The sequence below is a fragment of the Bradyrhizobium sp. RDI18 genome (assembly GCF_043203335.1).
GTDB lineage: Bacteria > Pseudomonadota > Alphaproteobacteria > Rhizobiales > Xanthobacteraceae > Bradyrhizobium > Bradyrhizobium retamae.
In genome coordinates this window covers 1288176-1308627 of record NZ_JBICRN010000008.1, presented here as the reverse complement: position 1 = coordinate 1308627, position 20452 = coordinate 1288176, and the positions used below count along the sequence as shown (strand labels likewise).

Sequence of the window (20452 nt, the reverse complement as noted above, 5' to 3'; positions counted from 1 at the left end):
AGTCGGCTAAGTCACCCATCATCTCTGCACGGGTAAAGCCGCCATGACGCAACCTGGACGTCTCGCGCCGGCGATGATCTTGCTGGTCCTCGTGACGTCCTGCGTCGTGAGCGTAGTTACCTATATCCTGGCGACGCGTGCCCCCTCGCTGGGGCCGCTGGCGATCATCATCGGCGCCGCGCTGGCGAGCGCTGCAATCACCGGCCTGTTTACGATTCTTGCTGCAGCGAGGCTTTGGCACGGGCTTTCCGATGTCGCTGGCCTTGCGGATGGACGCAACGGAGCAGAGGAGGGACGCGCTGACCAGACGCTGATCGACAGCGACATGGCGCAAGCCATTATCGAGGGTTCGCTCGACGCTTTCGTCCAGACCGATGAGCGCTGCGTCATCCTCGGCTGGAGTCCACAAGCCGAGGCCCTGATGGGATGGACGCGCACTGAGGCCGTCGGCAGGAGCGTGGACGAACTGGTGTTTCCGGAATCGCAGCGCGCCGTGCATCGGCAATGGGTCGATCGCTTCCTGAGCGAGGCGGCAGCCAGCCCCGTTGGCGGGCGATACGAAACGCCGCTGCTGCACAAGGACGGCCGCGAATTCTTCGCCGAAGTATCGCTCACAGCACTGCACCGCGGCGAGGGTTACGTCATCAACGCCTTCGTCAGGGACATCAACGCCAAGCGCGCCGCGGAGGAACAGTTGTTCCAGGCGCAGAAGATGGAATTGGTCGGACAACTGACCGGCGGCATCGCCCACGACTTCAACAACGTGCTGACCGTGATCACGGGCACGATCGAAATCCTCGCCGACGGCGTCAAGCATGATCCGGCGCTCGCCTCGATCGCTCGGATGATCGGCGATGCCGCCGATCGCGCATCCCAGCTCACGGCCAACCTCTTGGCCTTTGCCCGCAAACAGCCGCTGCGCCCGCGCGAGACCGACGTCAACGCGCTGGTCGAGGAAGTGGTGCAACTGCTGGCGCCGACGCTCGGACGACAGATTCAAATCGAAACGGCATTGAGCGATCAAGTCTGGCCGGCTTTTGTCGACGGGAGCCAGCTCTCCTCCGCCCTCGTCAATCTCGCGATCAACGCCCGTGACGCCATGCCCGATGGCGGCAGGCTGCTGTTCAGGACGGGAAATCTCATGCGCGGGGAGCATGACGCCGACATGGGTGGGCTCGGCGTGGGCGCCTATGTCGTGATCGAGGTGATCGATACCGGCGCCGGCATTCCACCCGCGATCCGCGACAGGATTTTCGAGCCGTTCTTTTCGACCAAGCAGTTCGGCGTGGGCACGGGACTTGGACTGAGCATGGTGTTCGGATTTGCAAAGCAATCCGGCGGCAGCGTCGTGGTCGAGAGCGAGGAGGGCAAGGGCGCCTGTTTCCGCATGCTTCTGCCCACAGCCGATACCGAGAAGGCCGATACCGAGCCCTTGGACGGGCCTGCCGCACCGCCGAAGGCGGACGTCGAATTGCGCGGCGGAACGCAAACCATCCTCTGTGTGGAGGATGACGACGTGGTGCGGGCGCATGTCGTCGGCCGGCTTGAAAGCCTCGGCTACACGGTCATTGCCGCCGCCAGCGCGGCGCAGGCGCTCGAGCTGGTCAAATCCGGTGTGGCATTCGATCTGCTGTTCACCGACATAGTGATGCCCGGCGCAATGAACGGCCGGCAGCTTGCAGAAGAGGTCGCCAAGCTGCGCCGGCCGCTCCGGGTGCTCTATACGTCCGGCCACACCTTCGATGCATTTGGTTCGAGCGAGCGCCTCGGCGAGGGCGTGCTGTTGCTCGCCAAGCCGTATCGCAAGGCCGAATTGGCGCGCATGCTGCGCCTCTGCCTCGACCGCGCGATCGACCACATGGGCGACCCGATCCCGCTGCCATATTCGGTGCAGGGAGATCTTGAGCAGTTTTTGAAGGAGAATCCGCTGAAGCGGAGCTAGGTCGGCGTCGCGCTGGTGTCGTAGCATCGTGCGGTGCCTAATCATTCGCGTCGTCCCTGCGCACGCAGGGACCCATACCGCGTGATCCATCGATAAGGCGTGACGGGAGACGCCAGGCCGTTAACAATCGGTATCGGTGGTTGATGGTGTGGACGGCCCCCTACGGCATCAGTGTGCCAGAATGAGGTTGTTGCAAATCTCAGACAAGGGAGCCGTCCGTGAAGCAGATTAGCCGCATTGGAATGGATACGTCGAAGTATATTTTTGTGCTGCATGGAGTTGATGCGGCGGAGCAGGTGGTGTTGCGCAAGAAACTTTCGCGCAAGCAGGTGCTGGAGTTCTTTGCCAAATTGCCGCCGACCGTGATCGGGATGGAGGCCTGCGGGGCTTCGCAATATTGGGCGCGGGAGCTTCGCAAGCTTGGCCATGAGGTGAAGCTGATGGCTCCGCAATTGGTGAAGCCCTATGTGACGCGGAACAAGAATGACTGGCGGGATGCGGAGGGCCTGTGTGAGGCGATGAGCCGGCCGAGCATGCGGTTTGTGCCGGTAAAGAGCGCCGAGCAGCAGGCTGCATTAATGCTGACAGGAATCCGCGATGGATTGATCGCCCGGCGCACCCAGTTGACCAATACGATCCGCGGCCATGCGGCGGAGTATGGCCTGATTGCGCCCAAGGGGTTGGACAAGATCGAGCCGTTGTTGGCGCAGATTGCCCAGGACGAGACGCTTCCCGCGATGGCGCGCGAGCTGTTTACGGTGCTGGGCCGCGAATGCACCAGGCTCGAGGGCGAGCTGGAGGCGATCGAGGCCAAGCTGATGGCCTGGCACCGTGGCGATGCCATGGGCCGCCGGCTGGCAAAGATCCCTTCGGTCGGCCCGATCGTGGCGACGGCGCTGGTGATGAAGACACCAGATCCGCGCGCGTTCCGCTCCGGTCGTCACTTTGCGGCCTGGCTCGGCCTCACGCCCAAGGACCATTCCACCGCCGGCAAGACCAGGCTCGGCAAGATCACCCGGGCCGGCGATGAGGACCTTCGTCGCCTGCTGGTGATCGGGGCGACCGCGGTGATCCAGCAGGCCAGGCGTGGCCGCGGCCATCACTCGCGCTGGCTGCTGGCATTGATCCAGCGCAAGCCGCCGAAGCTTGCGGCCGTAGCGCTCGCCAACAAGGTGGCCCGCATCGCCTGGAAGCTGATGGTCACGGGGGAGGCGTACGACGCGGCGCGGATCAATGCCACGGCGGCAGTCGCCGCTTAAACAGGTCAAACAGGTTGGCCGGCCGGCGGCTCGTCCGCCGACCGACCCGGAAGCTGCAAGAGCAGATGGAGCGATCGATCGAGCAACGATGCGAGACAATCCGTGGGACCCATTGGCCGCCAACAGGCCGCTAGGTTGTTTGGAACTCGCATCGCGCAACCCATCTTGGCCAGCGGTCAACACAACCGCACTCACAGGCCGGACATATGGATGCAAGCGATCCGATCTCACTCAAAAAGCTCTTGTGCCACGGGGGCCGTCCACATATGGGTCCCTGCGTGCGCAGGGACGACGTGAGGATGGATTCTGATTCAACTGTCAAACAGCGTGAGGACGTACGCTCGCATTCTCGCGGCATGTGATGCCCGAGGTTTGCTCTTCACTTCCCGCCCTCTCATTCAGAGAGGGCGCAGAGAAGACCGGGTGCTGGCTGCACCCGCGGTCTCGTGTGCAGTTGCGCATAAAGAACGCGCACACGAGCATACAGGTACAGCGGGAGCATCCCGGCCTTCCCTGCGCAATGGCTTTACGGCTTACTTCGTGCTCTTCCCGGAGAACGGCTTTCTTGCCTCCGTCGCCCCTGAGAAGCTTCTTCCCAAGAACTTAACGCCAGCACCGCGGCGCCAGAACCACACGACTTCGCCGTACGCTTCCTGCGCCTACGTCTTGCGCATTCCGCGTCCACCGCATCTCACCGCACGTTCGTGACGATCGCGAGCGCCCCTCAATGGGTGAGACGGGCGGAGTTATGCGGCTGATTTGCCTCTCGCGTGAAGCGGAATATTTTTGATTCCTGTGCTTGACATGATTTCGGAAAATCAGAAGTGATTTGCCCGTCGTGTTAATTTGTCGCGGCCCCGGCACAAGATCGCGCTTGCACGGCAGGCAAATCAGTAAAGCAAGTAGGCCCGCAAGAGCCAACGGGTCGCGCGAATGCGCGCCCGATGACAGGCTCCGCGATATGCGGGTATCCTTTCGACGTGGCCCGGGTGTCGCTGCGCTCACCCGGGCTACGCTTGCTGCATCGGAGGCCTTGGCGAAGCGCGATTGCGGTGACGCTGTATTAACGCAAACCCAAGCTTTGCAGGAGCGACGGTGTCTGGGCATTTTGCACTGACTGCTCCTGTGCTCGGGCGTCCGGTACCTCGACCCGTGCATTTTGCTCTTCCCGGACTCTTGCTCGATGATTTCGCTGGGTTCGGATCTCTGCTCGCGCATTGCGCTCGGACCGGGCCCGTCGATGTTTTTTCGTTGGCTTTGCCTGAACTGGGGCATCTTGCGCAACCTGCACCGGGGCAGCTTGCGCGGGCTGTACGGGCACGACCTGTGCCCGTGAATCTTCCTTGGCCGCCCAGGCTTCGAATTCCTTCAACAAGGCTTCGGCTGGCGGCTGACCGATCGCGGTTTGATTCTGATCGGCAGGTTCAGAAGCTGCAGCAACTTCGTCGCGCGCCGGCGCGTCGCTTGTCGTCGTCGGCAAATCCTGAGTGCCGGCGATCGATTGAATTGCCGGCGCCGACGGACCGGCGTCAGGCTGAAGCGCCGGTTTTTCGACCCACGCAGCCGTGACGTTCTCAACGAGCGCGACTGGATCTGCCACCGATAGGAACGCGATACCGATCGCTGTCGCCGTTGCGGCCCAAATACTCGCCTTCAGGATTCGCGACGAGATAACCGCTCTTTCCCAAACCTTCCCGATATCCGGCTGCCCGATTTCTTCGGCAGGTTCGGAGAGAAAGATAGGAGAACGATCCGGCTGGAAACCGTCTTTTGTCGCCATTGGGGGATGCCGCCTCTTATTGTTCTCGCCCACGAGTACCCCGCCAGCGAGGTCCAAAAGCGACAATGACCGCCACGATTTGGGAGAAGTCTTGATTTCACTGGGATTCGGGAACCGCAAGATCGCTGGAACCCGGATTGCTTTGAGCATGAGCGGAAGTGGCCGCCACCAAAACAAAAGGCGCCCGAATGCGGGCGCCTTTCGCATCTTGTGGCAATGATCCAGGCGGCGAGCCGCCGACTAGTTCGCCAGCGATGATGTCGTCACTGGGGCGCGCGGCGCGCAGGCGCAGCGGCCGCCGGCCGCAGCTCCATTGTGGATACGCCTGCCGCAATGTTCACGCCTGTCTGCCCCTGCACGGATAGCGGCTGCATCATGACCGTGCGGTCCGAGCCTCCAACCAGGACGTTGGCACTCGCTCCGGCGCCGACCGTGCCGCCGGCGGTCGCACCCGTATAGGTTCCCGCCAATGCCGCCCGGCGCAGCGTGGTCGGCGCAAAAATCGTCCAGGCCAACTGGCCGCCGGTGGTGGCGCCGATGTCGAGGCCAAGCGTGCTGACTGTGCCCTCATAAGCCTCGCGCCCCCTGCCTCTCGATGACGCATAGATACAGCTCAGTTGCCGCTGCCCCCCGACGACGAGGCCGACACCGGGCGCTATGTTGCAGGTGAGCGTGCCGACCCTCGTCCGCCCGGTGTCCTGAGCCGTGGCCGGAGCCGCGGCAAGGGCGAGCCCCAGGGCAACGCATGTGGTCGCGAGACTATTCAAGGTTGTTCTATTCAGGGTTGCTTTGTTCATGGGCGGCGTCCTCCTTCGACGCATTCTGATGGACCCCCCTCAACGCGCGGCGACATTGCGAGGTTCCCGCTCGTATGACGGCCTTGGAGCGCTTGCGGGCCAGAATTCGCGGCGGCGGTTGGCCGTATGAGCACACGAACGAGGCAGCCAAATGCCTGACTTTCCTTCGCAAAAACAAAAGGCGCCCCGCGAGGAGCGCCTTTCGCATTGTCGGACGGTGATACTGGCGGCGCGAACGCCGCGCTAGATCACTGCGAATAATACATCTCGAACTCGACCGGATGCGGGGTCATTTCGAAGCGCTCTACTTCGGTCATCTTCAGCTCGATGAAGCTGTCGATGAAGTCGTCGTCGAACACGCCGCCGTTCTTGAGGAAGGCGCGGTCCTTGTCGAGGTTTTCCAGTGCCTCGCGCAAGGAGCCGCACACGGTCGGGATCTGCTTCAGCTCTTCCTTCGGAAGATCGTAGAGGTCCTTGTCCATCGCCGGACCCGGATCGATCTTGTTCTTGATGCCGTCGAGGCCGGCCATCAGCATCGCGGCGAAGCCGAGATAGGGGTTGGCCATCGGGTCGGGGAAGCGGACTTCGACGCGCTTGGCCTTCGGGTTCGCCGTATACGGGATACGGCAGGAGGCCGAGCGGTTGCGCGCGGAGTAGGCGAGCAGCACGGGGGCTTCATAGCCCGGGACCAGGCGTTTGTAAGAGTTGGTCGACGGGTTGGTGAAGGCGTTGATCGCCTTAGCGTGCTTGATGATGCCGCCGATGTAGTGGAGGCAGGTCTCCGAGAGGTCGGCGTATTTGTTGCCGGCGAACACCGGCTTGCCGTCCTTCCAGATCGACTGGTGGCAGTGCATGCCCGAACCGTTGTCGCCGTAGACCGGCTTCGGCATGAAGGTGGCGGTCTTGCCGTAGATGTGGGCGACCTGGTGGATGCAGTACTTGTAGATCTGCATCTGGTCGGCCATCAGCGTCATGGTGTCGAACTTCATGCCGAGCTCGTGCTGGGCGGAAGCGACTTCGTGGTGATGCTTCTCGACCTTGACGCCCATCTTGGCCATCGCGCCGAGCATTTCCGAGCGCATGTCCTGCACCGAGTCCTGGGGCGGGACCGGGAAGTAGCCGGCCTTGGTGCGGATGCGGTGGCCGAGATTGCCGCCTTCATACTCGGTGTCCGAATTGATCGGCAGTTCCGAGGAATCGAGCTTGAAGCCGGTGTTGTAGGGGGTGGTCTGATAGCGCACGTCGTCGAACACGAAGAATTCGGCCTCGGGGCCGAAGAACACGGTGTCGCCGACACCCGACGATTTCACCATCGCCTCGGCTTTTTTGGCGATGCCGCGGGGGTCGCGGTTGTAGGGCTCGCCCGTGGTCGGCTCCAGCACATCGCAGACGATGACCATGGTGGTCTCGGCGAAGAACGGGTCGATCGTCGCGGTCACCGGATCAGGCATCAGGCACATGTCGGATTCGTTGATCGCCTTCCAGCCGGCGATCGAGGAGCCGTCGAACATCTGGCCTTCGGCAAAGGTGTCCTCTTCGATCATGCTGACGTCGAAGGTCACGTGCTGCCACTTGCCGCGCGGATCGGTGAAGCGCAGATCGACGTATTTTACGTCGTTGTCCTTGATCGATTTCAGGACGTCTTTAGCGGTCTTCATGAATACCCCTTTTGGCTTACGGGACGGTTTCCGGAGCGCGACATTTCGCAGACGATCGAGGCATCGCGAACGAAATCAGGCCGCGGAAGCAGCCCTTTTCTTGTTTTTCAGTCGCAAACTTTCGGATAGCACCCGGCTCAGATAGCGTCCAGCCCGGATTCTCCGGTTCTGATCCGGATCGCTTCCTCGATATTGGAGACGAAGATCTTGCCGTCGCCGATGCGCCCGGTCTGGGCGGCGCGGCGGATCGCGTCGATCGCCTTCTCGACCAGCTCATCCGAAATCACGATCTCGATTTTCACCTTGGGCAGGAAGTCCACGATGTATTCCGCACCGCGATAGAGCTCGGCGTGTCCCTTCTGCCGGCCGAACCCCTTGGCCTCGGTGACCGTGATACCCTGCAGTCCGACTTCCTGAAGCGCCTCTTTCACCTCGTCGAGCTTGAATGGCTTGATGATGGCTTCAATCTTCTTCACTGAGCGCCTCCCGGGCATTTCCAAATTGCAGCGTGCAGATAGTTTCGATGTCGCAGCCTGGTGAACTTACCGGGCGCCGTCTGGTTTGATCCTTGCATCCGGCAAAGCCGGAACTGCTCATGATTGCAAAGCCGGAGCTGCTCATAATTGCCGCTGACTGCGACGATCCTGAGCTCGGCTTTTCAACAGGCTTCCTCAAAAGCAGGGTCTATGCCAAGTTGTTAATGCGGCTGATTTCGGAACGTTATCAGACTTTTAACAGGCAAGTGAGAGAGGTCCGCCGGCGGCTCGCATGATAGCGAAGCTTACAAAATAGGCAAATCGATCATTTTGTGTGCGGGCGGGGCGAGGCGAGCCACGGGCGCGACGGGGATATGCCTTCAGAAAAGGCGGATGGATCGAGGATTCGGCATGGAAGTCTTGACCACGACCGAGATGGAGCGGGCCGACCGGCTGACGATCGCCGGCGGAACGCCCGGCTTCGCGTTGATGATGAGCGCCGGCCAGGCCGTGGCGGAGGTCGCGATGGATCTCGTCGAGGAGGGCCCGATCGTCGTGGTCGCCGGCCGCGGCAACAATGGCGGCGACGGCTTTGTGGCGGCCGCCGAACTCGCCGCCCGCGGGCGCGAGGTTTCCGTCATCCTGTTGTGCGAGCGCGACAGCCTGCAGGGGATGCCGCGCTCGCCGCGCGCGGCTGGAAATATCCGGTGCTGCCGTTCAACCCACAGGCGATCGGCAAGCCGGCCTTGATCATCGACGCGCTGTTCGGCGCAGGTCTCAATCGTCCGGTCAAGGGCGATCCGCTCGAGATGATCGAGGCGATCAACGCCAATGGCGCGCCGGTGCTGGCCGTCGACCTGCCCAGCGGCATCAACGGCACCACGGGCGCGGTGATGGGTGCAGCAATCAACGCCGCCGAAACCGTGACCTTCTTCCGCCGCAAGCCGGCGCATCTGTTGATGCCCGGGCGCAAGCATTGCGGCCGCGTCCGCGTCGCCGAGATCGGCATCGATGTGCATGTGCTCGAGGAGATCCGGCCGCAGACGTTCGAGAACGTTCCGCAGAGCTGGCGAAAATCCTTTCCGGTGCCTTCTATCGACGGCCACAAATATGCCCGCGGCCACGCCGTCGCGCTGTCGGGGGAGCTGGCGTCGACGGGTGCGGCGCGGCTGGCGGCCCGTGGCGCGCTGCGGGCAGGGGCTGGCCTCGTCACGGTGGCCTCGCCGCGCGATGCGCTCGCCGTGAATGCCGCGGCGCTGACGGCAGTCATGGTGCGTCCCGTCGATACCGTGATCGAATTCGCCGACCTCGTGGGCGACAGACGGCTCAATTCCATCGTGATCGGGCCGGGCGCCGGCATCGGCGCCCGCACGCGCGATTTCGTTCACACCGCGCTCTCGACGAAACGCGGCCTCGTGCTCGACGCCGATGCGCTGACGAGTTTTGCCGAAGCGCCGGAGCGGCTGTTTGAAGCGATCAAGGCCAGCGAGGACCCTCAGGTCATTCTCACCCCGCATGAGGGCGAGTTTCCGCGCCTGTTCAGCGATATCAGCAACAAGCACCCCGGCCGGTCGAAGCTGGAGCGGGTGCGCGACGCCGCCCAGCGCTCCAGCGCGGTGGTGTTGCTGAAGGGACCGGACACGGTGGTGGTTTCGCCGGACGGGCGTGCCAGCATTGCCTCCAACGCGCCGCCCTGGCTCGCGACGGCGGGGGCCGGCGATGTGTTGGCCGGCATGATCGCGGGACTGCTGGCGCAAGGCGTGCCGGCCTATGAAGCCGCCTGCATCGGCGTCTGGATGCACGGCGAAGCCGCGGGCGAGGCGGGGCCAGGCCTGATCGCGGAAGACCTTTCGGAAGTGCTGCCCGCGGTGTTCCGCCGGGTCTATGACGAGTTCGGGATTGAGTATTGAGGGTCGCTTGATTTTTGAAAGTTCGTAGTTTATAAACTACATGTGCTTGAGCTGAAGCAAACAGAGACGTTTCGAAAGTGGCGCCTGCGGCTCAAGGATCATCGGGCTCGTGCGGTGATCGCTTCTCGACTGGATCGGCTGGCTCAAGGGCACGCAGGTGACGCTGAGCCGGTTGGCGAAGGCGTCAGCGAGCTGCGGATCCACTACGGTCCCGGCTACCGTGTCTATTTTCAGAAACGGGGAGACACGATCATCGTGCTGCTTTGCGGGGGCGACAAGAGCACGCAGGCGAAGGACATCAAAACGGCGAAGCATCTTGCCAAGGCATGGAGTGAATGAGATGGGCGAGAAGCTAACAACCTACGATCCGGCTGAGGATCTGCTGTCCGACGAGGCGATTGCCGTATTTATGGAGGAAGCCTTCAAGACGGAAGATGCAGGTTATATCGCGCATGCCCTCGGCGTTGTTGCTCGTGCTAAGGGGATGACACAGATCGCCAATGAAACCGGACTTTCACGCGAGCAGCTCTATCGCTCGTTCAGTGCCAACGGCAATCCGACCTTGAAGACGACGATTGCCGTGATGAAGGCGCTTGGAATCGAACTCACGGCAAAGCCCCACATCCAGTGAAGACGCGGCGGCTGCAGCTATATGACATGGATGAAGCCGCGCGGGTGCATCGCGCCGCGTTCGATAACGCCCTTCCGTGGCTCGCCGGACTACATACGCCCGATGAAGACCGATGGTTCTACCGAGATCGCGTGTTCACGGGGTGTCAGGTACACGGGGCTTTCGAGGGCGGTGCGCTGGCAGCCATCATCGCCTTCCGAAGCGGGTGGATTGATCAGTTGTATGTGCTGCCGGAAGCACAACGACGCGGCGTCGGCAGCGAGTTGCTGCAGATCGCAAAGCGCGCGTTCGATTGCCTCCAGCTTTGGACGTTTCAGCGAAATCCGGGAGCGCGACGCTTTTACGAGGGGCAGGGCTTCGCGCTCGTTGAGGAAACCGACGGTGCACGCAATGAAGGGAAGGAGCCGGACGCGCGCTATCTCTGGACGCGCCCGTAAGGCGACGCGCTATCCGACGAGGTATTTCGCCACCGCCGTCTCGTCCCACTCCAGCCCCAGCCCCGGTCCACGCGCGGTGACCGTGCCGTCGACGATCTCGGCGGGATGGGCGAGGATCACGCTGGCGAAATCCAAAAATTCGAGCCAGTGCGCGGTCGGCGTCACCGCGAGCATATGGGCGCTGGCTTCGGCGAACAGATGGCTCGACATCGGGATGTTGGCGGCTTCGGCTTGGGCGGCGACCTGCAGCCAGCCGCTGACTCCGCCGCACTTCATCAGATCGGGCATGATGAAATCGCTGGCGCCTAGCGCGATCGCCTCGGCAAAGCCGCGCGGGAACCACCAGTTCTCGCCAGCCTGAATCGGCGTCGGCGAAGTCTCGCGGACCTTGGCGTGTCCCGAGAGGTTTTCCTGCGGCACAGGTTCTTCGATCCAGTGCAAATCGTAGGGCGCGAGCCGACCGATACGGCGCGTGGCTTCCGCGGGATCGAGCGACTGGTTGAAGTCGATCATCAGCGCGATGTCGGGGCCGATGAGGGCGCGCACGCCCTTGACGACGCGCTCGTCATTGGCGGCATCGCCGTCACCGCCCTTGATCTTGATGCCGCGAAACCCCTGCTCCAGCGAGCGGCGCAGCGCCTTTTCGTCCGCCACCGGATCGACCACGCCATAGCTGTCATAGGCCCGGATCGGCTTTGGCGAACCGCCGAGCAGTTCAACCACCGGCTTGCCCGCTATCTGGCCGAGCGCGTCCCAATAGGCCATGTCGAGGCCCGACACCGCCATGCCGACCAGGCCCTGCCAGCCGAGCAGGCGGAATTTTGCGTCCATCGTCTTCATCAAGTCGAAGGGCGCCACCGGCTTGCCAACCAACTCGCGCCCGATCTCCTCGATCAGGTGCACCAGTGGCTTCAGAGTCAGCTCGCTGTAGGCAAAAATGTAGGAGTGGCCGGTAACGCCTCGATCGGTCTCGACATCGATCAGGACCAACGGACCCACGTCGATCACGCCAAAGGCGTTCTTCACGGGGCGCGCGAGCGGCACGACGAGCGGTCGCGCCTTGACGCTGCGGATGGCGGGAACCGGCTTGCTCATGGCTTGCTCCTCATTCGACAGCGTACCATCGCACCAGTCGTGGTGCCGCCCAGTCGGTGTTGACGGATTCGATCAGCCAGCGGCCGGCATGTTCGGCGGCAAAGGCGATGCGTTGGGTCTGACCGGGCTCGATCGCCAGCGTATCCAGCCAGTACGGCTTCCAGCCATCGTCGAGCCGGTCCAGCAGCCGGAAATGATGGCCGTGGAGGTGGAAAACGGTGGCGACCGCGGCGCGGTTGATCAGCGCCAGCACCACGGTGCGGCCTTTCCTGGCGCGGAAGGCGGGCGGGGCACTCTCGGCAAAATTGGCTGGCGTCATCCAGTCGCCGGAAGGTCCGCCGCCCAGCACAACATCGATCCGGATCGCCCCCTTGAGGTCGAGCCGCTCGGGCAGGCCGTTGGAGGGCAGCGGCGGGGCGGGTGGCAGCGGGGCCGCGCGGACCGGCGGTTCGCTGGAGACGACAAGCTTGCCGATCGGGCGGGCTTCCTTGCCATCATGCAGCAGGATCGCGTTGGTCGTGCCTGCCGAAGCGGTCAAATCGATGAAGGCATCGACCCGCCCGCCCGGCGCCAGTACCAGCGCGCCATTGCGGGCCTGGAACGGCTCCGATGGCTGGCTGTCGATGGCCATGACCCGGACGTCGAGCCCATCCAGTTTGATAGCAACAACCGAGCGTTGGCATCCGCTGATGATGCGGAGCCTGATCCGTTCGTTGGTGCGACCTGAGAGTTCGAGCGAAGTCCGGCCGTTAATCGTTTGTAGGGACGCGGTGTCCTTCGGATCGATTCCCGGCGCGATCGCTGTTCCATCGGGCCTTGCCCGCCAGTCCTCGATCAGGAGCACCTCGTCGCGGTCGACAGCGACCGGCTCGGTTTCGCGAACGATCAACGGCCGTGCCCGCGCTGGTTGTGCCTGTTGATCGCCAAGCAGCCCCGGATTCGCAGAGGAAGGTCCCGGCGTGGCGCAGGGGAAGCTGCAAGGTGGCCTCGCCACCGCTTGCGAGGGCTGCGCGCGCCGTGAGGGGGCGTGAGCCGGAACGCCGTCCATACCGCGCCAGTTGAGGACGACCGGCACCGGCAGCTCATTGGCAAAGCCGATCTCGGCCGTCTCGCCACGCTTGAAGGTGAGGTCGGGTCCTTGCAGCGACCAGACCGGCGCGGCCGTACCGCCCGGCCGGAGTGCGAGGGTCTCCGGTTTGGCCTGTAACGTCAGTGGGGGACGCGCCTGGGCTGCGCCGGAAACCGGCCATATCGGGGCCAGCGCGGCGGCGCCCAGCCCGGCCAGCAGCTCGCGTCGATCTAGCGTTGATTTGGGGCTTGCCATCGGACCGATATGGACCATTTTCTGATGTGCCTGTCCTAGCTGTGACGCCTTGCCCCGGGGCTGTCAAAAAGGGCCATTTTTTTGCTGCGGAGGTGTAGGCTCATGTTATAAGCCCGCCGCCCGCGGCATCGCGGCCGGGTATGGATGCTTTTCACGCGGGCGTGGCGGAACTGGTAGACGCGCTGGATTTAGGTTCCAGTGACGAAAGTTGTGGGGGTTCGAGTCCCTCCGCCCGCACCAAGCGCTCTATCCAAGCGTTTGCATGACGAATACTGGAGGGCTTGCTTCCCCCTATGGGGGAGCCAAGGTCAGCCGAACCACCGGCGCAGGGCTGCAAGGCTTGCGCGTTGAACAAGATTAGACACTGCCGCGGCCGTTTGGCCCGGCGCAAGCGGAAGAAGATTGACACCATGCAGGTCACCGAAACCCTCGCCGAGGGATTGAAACACGAGTTCAAGGTCAGCGTTCCCGCATCGGATCTCGATGCCAAGGCCGATGCCAAGCTGGTCGACCTCAAGGACAAGGTGAAGCTCAACGGCTTCCGTCCCGGCAAGGTGCCGGTGAGCCATCTGAAGAAGGTGTATGGCCGCTCGGTGATGGCCGAGACCATCGACCAGACCATCCGCGACACTAACACGCAGATCTTCACCGACCGCGGTTTCCGCCTTGCGACCGAGCCCAAGATCACGTTGCCGACTGAGCAGAAAGAGGTCGAGGAACTGCTCGCCGGCAAGAGCGACCTGACCTACACGGTGGCGATCGAGGTGGTGCCGACGATCCAACTCGCCGATTTCAAGACCTTCTCGGTGGAGAAACCGGTGGTCGAAGTGACCGACGCCGAGGTCGACGAGGCGATCAAGCGCATCGCCGACCAGAACCGTCCCTATGCCGCGAAGGCCGAGGGCGCCAAGGCTGAAACCGGCGATCGCGTCACCATCAGCTTCAAGGGCAGCATTAACGGCACCCCGTTCGACGGCGGCACCGGCGAGGGCATCCAGGTCGTGATCGGCACCGGACAGTTCATTCCGGGTTTTGAGGAACAGCTCGTCGGCATCGGGGCCGGTGAGACCCGCACGCTGAAAGTGTCGTTCCCGAAGAATTACGCCAGCGAGAAGCTCGCCGGCCAGGCGGCCGAGTTCGAGACCACGGCAACCCTGATCGAAGCCCCGGGCGAGACTGAGATCAACGACGAGTTTGCAAAAACGCTCGGACTCGATCTGCTCGACAAGCTGAAGGAGGCGGCGCGCGAGCGGCTGGTCGCCGAGTTTGCCGGTGCGACACGTCAGCGCGTCAAGCGGGCGCTGCTCGACCGGCTCGACGACAGCCACAAATTCGAAGCGCCGCCGTCGTTGATCGAGGAAGAGTTCAACCTGATGTGGAACTCGATCAAGGCCGAGATGGAATCCTCCGGCAAGACCTTTGCCGACGAAAACACCACCGAAGAGGCGGCCAAGGAAGAGTACAAGAAGATCGCCGACCGCCGCGTCCGGCTCGGCCTCGTGCTGTCGGAGATCGGCGAGAAGAACAAGATCACCGTGACCGATGACGAAGTCAGCCGCGCAGTGATCGAGCGGGCGCGATCGATGCCCGGCCGCGAGAAGGAGGTCTGGGACTACTATCGCAACAATGCCAATGCGCTGGCCCAGCTTCGTGCGCCGATTTATGAAGACAAGGTGGTCGATTTCATCCTCGAACTCGCCAACGTGACCGAAAAGAAGGTGTCGCGCGAGGACCTGTTCAAGGACGACGAGGCCGACGAGAAGAGTGCAGCCTGATCGATTTGGTCAGGCCGGCATTAATGATGAACGGCGATAGCGGCGGGGCGACGGCACCCGTCGCTATGAGATCGGCTGCGAATCAGTTTGAACTTCTCTCATTCGGCTCCGCAATTGCCCGGCCTTGTCGCCAGGAAATTGGCTCATATCTGTTATCTGTGAGCTGAGCTGAAGTCCTGCATCACGGGACGTTCGTCCGCGCGCGGCAGTCATGCCTGTCTTGCTGATGGATGTTCGTTCCCGCTTATTCTCTATCCGAACCCTTGGGTGATTCATGCGCGATCCCGTTGAAACCTACATGAACCTCGTTCCGATGGTGGTCGAGCAGACCAACCGCGGCGAACGCGCCTACGACATTTTCTCGCGGCTTCTGAAGGAGCGCATCATCTTCCTGACCGGTCCGGTCGAAGACGGCATGTCGACGCTCGTCGTCGCACAGCTTCTGTTCCTCGAGGCGGAGAATCCGAAGAAGGAAATCTCGATGTACATCAACTCGCCCGGCGGCGTGGTGACATCGGGGCTTGCTATTTACGACACCATGCAGTTCATCCGTCCGCCGGTGTCGACGCTGTGCACCGGGCAGGCGGCCTCGATGGGTTCGCTGTTGCTCGCGGCTGGTGAAAAGGACATGCGCTTCTCGCTGCCCAATTCGCGCATCATGGTGCATCAGCCGTCCGGCGGCTTCCAGGGCCAGGCCACCGACATCATGCTGCACGCGCAAGAGATCCTGAATCTCAAGAAGCGCCTCAACGAGATCTACGTGAAGCACACCGGCCAGACCTACAAGGCGATCGAGGACGCGCTGGAGCGCGACAAATTCCTGACCGCCGATATGGCCCACGACTTCGGGATCGTCGACAAGGTGATCGACAAGCGCCCCGAAGAAGTGACGCCGGTGAGGGTCCCGTAAGGATACGGATCGCGACACCCCGCGTTGACCTTAACGGTTGGTTGAATCGGCAAATATGGCCGAAAGCCGCGCCTATGCCCCCGCGTAGGCCGAAAGTTCCGCTTTCGTGCCGGTTTTGCGACGTGGCAATACCGCAACGCTCGGTCGATTTCGTCAACTTCTCCCCGTGCCAACGCCACAAATCACGGTATTGTCACGGGTAGCAATTCCGAGCCCGATTAGCGAATTCTTGATAGTCGGGTGCCAGCATGGTTGGCTGTGTGGATTGGGTTAAGATCGCGGGGGAATCGAGACGCCGTGATTCGCACGGTGCGTAATTGAGTTAGGGTCTTTTTTGGTACGGAATTTGCTCTATTTACCTTCAGGTCCGGTGACAGTGCCGGAATGGGTCGATCGGGTAACGGATCGAACGGCGGACGGAGACAGGAATGAGTACAAGGTTGGCACGAGCGACTCAAGAACACGCTGTATTGCTCGTTCTGTGGAAAGAGCCAGCACGAAGTCCGCAAACTCATCGCGGGTCCCACCGTATTCATCTGCGACGAATGCGTTGAACTCTGCATGGACATCATTCGTGAGGAGAACAAGTCCTCGCTGGTGAAGTCGCGCGACGGCATCCCGACGCCGAAGGAAATCTGCAAGGTGCTCGACGATTACGTGATCGGTCAGAGCCATGCCAAGAAGGTGCTCTCGGTTGCCGTTCACAACCACTACAAGCGCCTCAATCACCAGACCAAGCACAACGACGTTGAACTCGCGAAGTCGAACATTCTGCTGATCGGTCCGACCGGTTCGGGCAAGACGCTGCTCGCGCAGACGCTTGCGCGGATTCTCGATGTGCCGTTCACCATGGCGGATGCGACGACGCTGACCGAAGCCGGCTACGTCGGCGAGGACGTCGAGAACATCATCCTGAAGCTGTTGCAGTCCGCCGACTATAATGTCGAGCGCGCGCAGCGCGGCATCGTCTATATCGACGAAATCGACAAGATCAGCCGCAAGTCCGACAACCCGTCGATCACCCGCGACGTGTCGGGTGAGGGCGTGCAGCAGGCGCTGTTGAAGATCATGGAAGGCACGGTCGCCTCCGTGCCTCCACAGGGCGGCCGCAAGCACCCGCAGCAGGAGTTCCTGCAGGTCGACACCACCAACATCCTGTTCATCTGCGGCGGCGCGTTCTCAGGCCTTGAGAAGATCATCTCCGCACGCGGTCGTTCGACCTCGATCGGTTTCGCCGCCCAGGTGCTGGCGCCCGAAGACCGCCGCACCGGCGAAATCTTCCGCCATGTCGAGCCGGAAGACTTGCTGAAGTACGGCCTGATCCCCGAATTCGTCGGCCGCCTGCCGGTGGTCGCGACGCTGGAGGATCTCGACGAGACCTCGTTGAAGAAGATCCTGACCGATCCGAAGAACGCGCTGGTGAAACAATACCAGCGGCTGTTCGAAATGGAGAACATCGAACTCACCTTCGCCGACGAGGCGCTTGAGCGCGGTCGCCCGCAAGGCGATCGAACGCAAGACCGGCGCGCGCGGGTTGCGTTCGATCCTCGAAAGCATCCTGCTCGAGACGATGTTCGATCTGCCGGGCCTCGAAGGTGTCGAAGAGGTTGTGATCTCGCGCGAAGTTGTCGAGGGGCGAACTGCCCCTCCGCTCTACATTTATGCGGACCGTTCGGACCGGGCCGTCGAGAGCAGCGCCAGCGCCTGATACCGTCGCGCTGCCCAGAACTCAGCACTACAATAGCGCGGCTGCCGAGCCTTTCGGCGGCCGCTGTGGCGCGTTTGTTCGCGCGTCTGATCCGCAATTTGCGGTCATTTTCCGTGACTTGACACCCCCGTATATCCCGATAGCCACCTAATGCCTATGGTGGCGGAAATCACGTTCGAGATTCGTCGCAAAGATCATCCGGTGAGACGGCGGCAGCGAAAGGGGCGGCCGACCGGCCCGGAACTCCCAGCACCTTGTGGCGGTTGCGCAAGCGATGCGGACTGCGTGCAAGGGGGCAAAACAGAAGGAATAGGCCATGACGACTCCAAAAACCCGGCCAACCATCGTTCTCGGCGGAAAAGCCATTCGTATCCGGTGCTGCCGCTCCGCGACATCGTCGTATTTCCGCACATGATCGTGCCGCTGTTCGTCGGCCGCGAGAAATCGATCCGCGCGCTCGAAGAGGTGATGAAGAACGACGCGCTGATCCTGCTCGCGACGCAGAAGAACGCGTCCGACGACGATCCGAGCCCGGATTCCATCTACGAAGTCGGTACGCTCGCCAGCGGTGCTGCAGCTCCTGAAACTTCCCGACGGCACCGTGAAGGTGCTGGTCGAGGGCAATGCGCGCGCGTGTGCAAAAGTATTCCGACCGCACCGAATATTACGAGGCGACCGCGATCGCGCTCGCCGATACCGACGCCAACTCGGTCGAAGCCGAGGCTCTGGCGCGCTCGGTCGTGTCCGACTTCGAAAGCTATGTGAAGCTGAACAAGAAGATCTCCGCCGAAGTCGTGGGCGTGGTTCAGGCCAGATCGAGGACTTCGCCAAGCTCAGCGATCAGGTCGCGCAGCATCTCGCCGTCAAGATCGCCGATCGCCAGGACATCCTGGAGACGTTGTCCGTCACGCAGCGCCTGGAGAAGGTGCTGGGCCTGATGGAAAGCGAAATCTCGGTGCTGCAGGTCGAGAAGCGCATCCGCTCGCGCGTCAAGCGCCAGATGGAGAAGACCCAGCGCGAGTATTACCTGAACGAGCAGATGAAGGCGATCCAGAAGGAGCTCGGCGATCGACGAAGGTCGCGACGAGCTGGCCGATCTGGAAGAGAAGATTGCCAAGACCAAGCTTTCCAAGGAAGCGCGGGAGAAGGCGCAGCACGAGTTGAAGAAGCTGCGCCAGATGTCGCCGATGTCCGCGGAAGCTACCGTCGTGCGCAACTATCTCGACTGGCTGTTGTCGATTCCGTGGAACAAGAAGTCCAAGGTCAAGAAGGATCTCGAGCAGGCCCAGGCCGTGCTGGACCCGACCATTACGGGCTCGAGAAGGTCAAGGACCGCATCGTCGAGTATCTCGCCGTGCAGTCGCGCGCCAACAAGCTGACCGGACCGATCCTGTGTCTGGTCGGGCCTCCCGGCGTCGGCAAGACTTCGCTCGGCAAGTCGATCGCGAAGGCGACCGGCCGTGAGTTCGTGCGCGTCTCGCTCGGCGGCGTGCGTGACGAGGCCGAAATCCGCGGTCACCGCCGCACCTATATCGGCTCGATGCCCGGCAAGATCATCCAGTCGATGCGCAAGGCCAAGACCTCGAATCCGCTGTTCCTGTTGGACGAGATCGACAAGATGGGCGCCGATTTCCGCGGCGATCCGTCGTCGGCGCTGCTCGAGGTCCTCGACCCCGAGCAGAACTCGACCTTCAACGACCACTATCTGGAGGTCGATTACGATCTGTCGAACGTCATGTTCATCACGACCGCGAATACGCTCAATATTCCGGGGCCGCTGATGGACCGCATGGAGATCATCCGGATCGCCGGCTACACCGAGAACGAGAAGGTCGAGATCGCGCGCAAGCACCTGATCCCGAACGCCATCTCCAAGCATGGCCTCGATTCCAAGGGAATGGTCGATCGACGACGATGCTCTGCTGTTGATGATCCGCCGCTACACCCGCGAAGCGGGCGTGCGTAACCTGGAGCGTGAGCTCTCCACACTCGCCCGCAAGGCGGTGAAGGAGCTGATGATCTCCAAGAAGAAGTCGGTCAAGGTCACCGAGAAGACTTCGAAGACTTCCTCGGCGTGCCGAAATACCGCTTCGGCGAGATCGAGAGCGAGCCGCAGGTCGGTATCGTCACGGGTCTGGCCTGGACCGATGTCGGCGGCGAGCTCTTGACGATCGAAGGCGTCATGATGCCCGGCAAGGGCAAGATGACGGTCACGGGCAATCTGCGCGACGTGATGAAGGAGTCGATCTCGGCAGCGGCGTCCTACGTCCGCTCGCGGGCGATCAACTACGGCGTCGAACCGCCGCTGTTCGACAAGCGCGACATCCACGTCCACGTGCCGGAGGGCGCAACCCCGAAGGACGGACCGTCGGCGGGTGTCGCGATGGCCACCGCGATCATCTCGGTCATGACCGGCATTCCGGTCCGGCACGATGTCGCGATGACCGGAGAAATCACGCTGCGTGGTCGCGTGCTGCCGATCGGTGGCCTGAAGGAGAAGCTGCTTGCGGCCGCCCGCGGCGGCATCAAGACGGTGCTGATCCCCGAGGACAACGCCAAGGATCTCACGGAGATTTCCGATGCGATCAAGGGCGGTATGGACATCGTCCCGGTTGCTCGGCTCGATGACGTCGTCGCCAAGGCGCTGGTGCGCGCCCCAGTGCCGATCGTCTGGGAAGAGGACACCAAGGTGCCGGTCAAGCAGGACGCCTCGGACGAAGCGGCCGGTGGCCTGACGGCCCACTGAGCTT

Annotated in this window: 17 protein-coding genes, 1 tRNA gene and 4 pseudogenes; 16 read left to right on the top strand and 6 right to left on the bottom strand. The window is 62.4% G+C overall.

All coding sequences use genetic code 11. From position 1 onward, the window contains the following. Positions 1-43 precede the first annotated feature (43 nt). Together ACFXS9_RS15130 and ACFXS9_RS15125 are read left to right on the top strand one after the other, a co-directional pair. Positions 44-1942, top strand: coding sequence for a PAS domain S-box protein (locus ACFXS9_RS15130; RefSeq protein ID WP_392689987.1), 1899 nt, complete (start codon positions 44-46; stop codon positions 1940-1942). A 218-nt stretch (positions 1943-2160) separates the two neighbouring features. Further along, complete coding sequence (locus ACFXS9_RS15125) at positions 2161-3201, top strand: IS110 family transposase (RefSeq protein WP_392689985.1); 1041 nt, start codon at positions 2161-2163, stop codon at positions 3199-3201. Between the two features lie 1063 nt (positions 3202-4264). Here ACFXS9_RS15125 and ACFXS9_RS15120 read toward each other — a convergent pair. The 4 genes from ACFXS9_RS15120 to ACFXS9_RS15105 all read right to left on the bottom strand — a co-directional run bounded on the left by ACFXS9_RS15120 (position 4265) and on the right by ACFXS9_RS15105 (position 7912). Beyond that, positions 4265-4981 (bottom strand): hypothetical protein, encoded by a 717-nt coding sequence (locus tag ACFXS9_RS15120; RefSeq protein ID WP_392689983.1) that lies wholly within the window; start codon positions 4979-4981, stop codon positions 4265-4267. A 263-nt stretch (positions 4982-5244) separates the two neighbouring features. Further along, positions 5245-5778 (bottom strand): DUF992 domain-containing protein, encoded by a 534-nt coding sequence (locus ACFXS9_RS15115; RefSeq protein WP_392689981.1) that lies wholly within the window; start codon positions 5776-5778, stop codon positions 5245-5247. Positions 5779-6026: 248 nt separating this feature from the next. Further along, complete coding sequence (glnA, locus tag ACFXS9_RS15110; protein ID WP_028345760.1) at positions 6027-7436, bottom strand: type I glutamate--ammonia ligase; 1410 nt, start codon at positions 7434-7436, stop codon at positions 6027-6029. A 137-nt stretch (positions 7437-7573) separates the two neighbouring features. Beyond that, positions 7574-7912 carry a P-II family nitrogen regulator gene (locus tag ACFXS9_RS15105; protein WP_027537227.1) on the bottom strand — a complete coding sequence of 113 codons (339 nt, stop codon included), beginning with the start codon at positions 7910-7912 and terminating at the stop codon, positions 7574-7576. A gap of 119 nt (positions 7913-8031) precedes the next feature. On the opposite strand from ACFXS9_RS15105, the gene ACFXS9_RS15100 reads away from it, so the two are divergent. The 5 genes and pseudogenes from ACFXS9_RS15100 to ACFXS9_RS15080 all read left to right on the top strand — a co-directional run bounded on the left by ACFXS9_RS15100 (position 8032) and on the right by ACFXS9_RS15080 (position 10890). Then, positions 8032-8208 carry a hypothetical protein gene (locus ACFXS9_RS15100; RefSeq protein WP_392689978.1) on the top strand — a complete coding sequence of 59 codons (177 nt, stop codon included), beginning with the start codon at positions 8032-8034 and terminating at the stop codon, positions 8206-8208. A gap of 115 nt (positions 8209-8323) precedes the next feature. Next, positions 8324-9822: pseudogene (locus ACFXS9_RS15095) on the top strand (NAD(P)H-hydrate dehydratase). Positions 9823-9864: 42 nt separating this feature from the next. Then, complete coding sequence (locus ACFXS9_RS15090; RefSeq protein ID WP_392689977.1) at positions 9865-10161, top strand: type II toxin-antitoxin system RelE/ParE family toxin; 297 nt, start codon at positions 9865-9867, stop codon at positions 10159-10161. A gap of 1 nt (position 10162) precedes the next feature. After that, positions 10163-10453 carry an addiction module antidote protein gene (locus tag ACFXS9_RS15085; protein ID WP_392689975.1) on the top strand — a complete coding sequence of 97 codons (291 nt, stop codon included), beginning with the start codon at positions 10163-10165 and terminating at the stop codon, positions 10451-10453. 26 nt (positions 10454-10479) lie between these two features. Then, positions 10480-10890, top strand: coding sequence for a GNAT family N-acetyltransferase (locus tag ACFXS9_RS15080; protein WP_392689974.1), 411 nt, complete (start codon positions 10480-10482; stop codon positions 10888-10890). 9 nt (positions 10891-10899) lie between these two features. On the opposite strand, the gene ACFXS9_RS15075 is transcribed toward ACFXS9_RS15080, so the two are convergent. After that, a complete protein-coding gene (locus ACFXS9_RS15075) occupies positions 10900-11985 on the bottom strand; it encodes an enolase C-terminal domain-like protein (protein ID WP_392689972.1) in 1086 nt (361 codons plus the stop codon). A gap of 10 nt (positions 11986-11995) precedes the next feature. Then, the gene (locus ACFXS9_RS15070) at positions 11996-13327 is read right to left on the bottom strand and encodes a multicopper oxidase family protein (RefSeq protein WP_392689970.1); all 1332 of its coding nucleotides are present in this window, start codon (positions 13325-13327) and stop codon (positions 11996-11998) included. A 137-nt stretch (positions 13328-13464) separates the two neighbouring features. Here ACFXS9_RS15070 and ACFXS9_RS15065 point away from each other — a divergent pair. From ACFXS9_RS15065 to ACFXS9_RS15025, 9 genes and pseudogenes are all read left to right on the top strand, one after another. Then, positions 13465-13549: transfer RNA gene (locus ACFXS9_RS15065), tRNA-Leu, on the top strand. A gap of 170 nt (positions 13550-13719) precedes the next feature. After that, entirely contained in the window at positions 13720-15084 is a 1365-nt protein-coding gene (tig, locus tag ACFXS9_RS15060; protein ID WP_392689968.1) for a trigger factor, read from the top strand. A gap of 274 nt (positions 15085-15358) precedes the next feature. Further along, the gene (locus ACFXS9_RS15055) at positions 15359-15994 is read left to right on the top strand and encodes an ATP-dependent Clp protease proteolytic subunit (protein ID WP_057844270.1); all 636 of its coding nucleotides are present in this window, start codon (positions 15359-15361) and stop codon (positions 15992-15994) included. 376 nt (positions 15995-16370) lie between these two features. After that, a pseudogene (gene clpX / locus ACFXS9_RS15050) lies at positions 16371-17702 on the top strand (ATP-dependent Clp protease ATP-binding subunit ClpX). Between the two features lie 150 nt (positions 17703-17852). Beyond that, positions 17853-18206 (top strand): annotated as a pseudogene (locus ACFXS9_RS15045) (LON peptidase substrate-binding domain-containing protein); the annotation flags it as partial. A 64-nt stretch (positions 18207-18270) separates the two neighbouring features. Beyond that, a pseudogene (locus ACFXS9_RS15040) lies at positions 18271-18585 on the top strand (endopeptidase La); the annotation flags it as partial. Positions 18586-18600: 15 nt separating this feature from the next. Then, on the top strand, positions 18601-19668 hold the full coding sequence (locus ACFXS9_RS15035; protein ID WP_392699798.1) for an AAA family ATPase: 1068 nt from the start codon (positions 18601-18603) through the stop codon (positions 19666-19668). Continuing rightward, positions 19580-19870, top strand: coding sequence for a hypothetical protein (locus ACFXS9_RS15030; protein WP_392689965.1), 291 nt, complete (start codon positions 19580-19582; stop codon positions 19868-19870). The genes ACFXS9_RS15035 and ACFXS9_RS15030 overlap by 89 nt, the downstream gene beginning before the upstream one ends. Then, positions 19777-20448 carry a S16 family serine protease gene (locus ACFXS9_RS15025; protein ID WP_392689963.1) on the top strand — a complete coding sequence of 224 codons (672 nt, stop codon included), beginning with the start codon at positions 19777-19779 and terminating at the stop codon, positions 20446-20448. The genes ACFXS9_RS15030 and ACFXS9_RS15025 overlap by 94 nt, the downstream gene beginning before the upstream one ends. Positions 20449-20452: the final 4 nt, after the last annotated feature.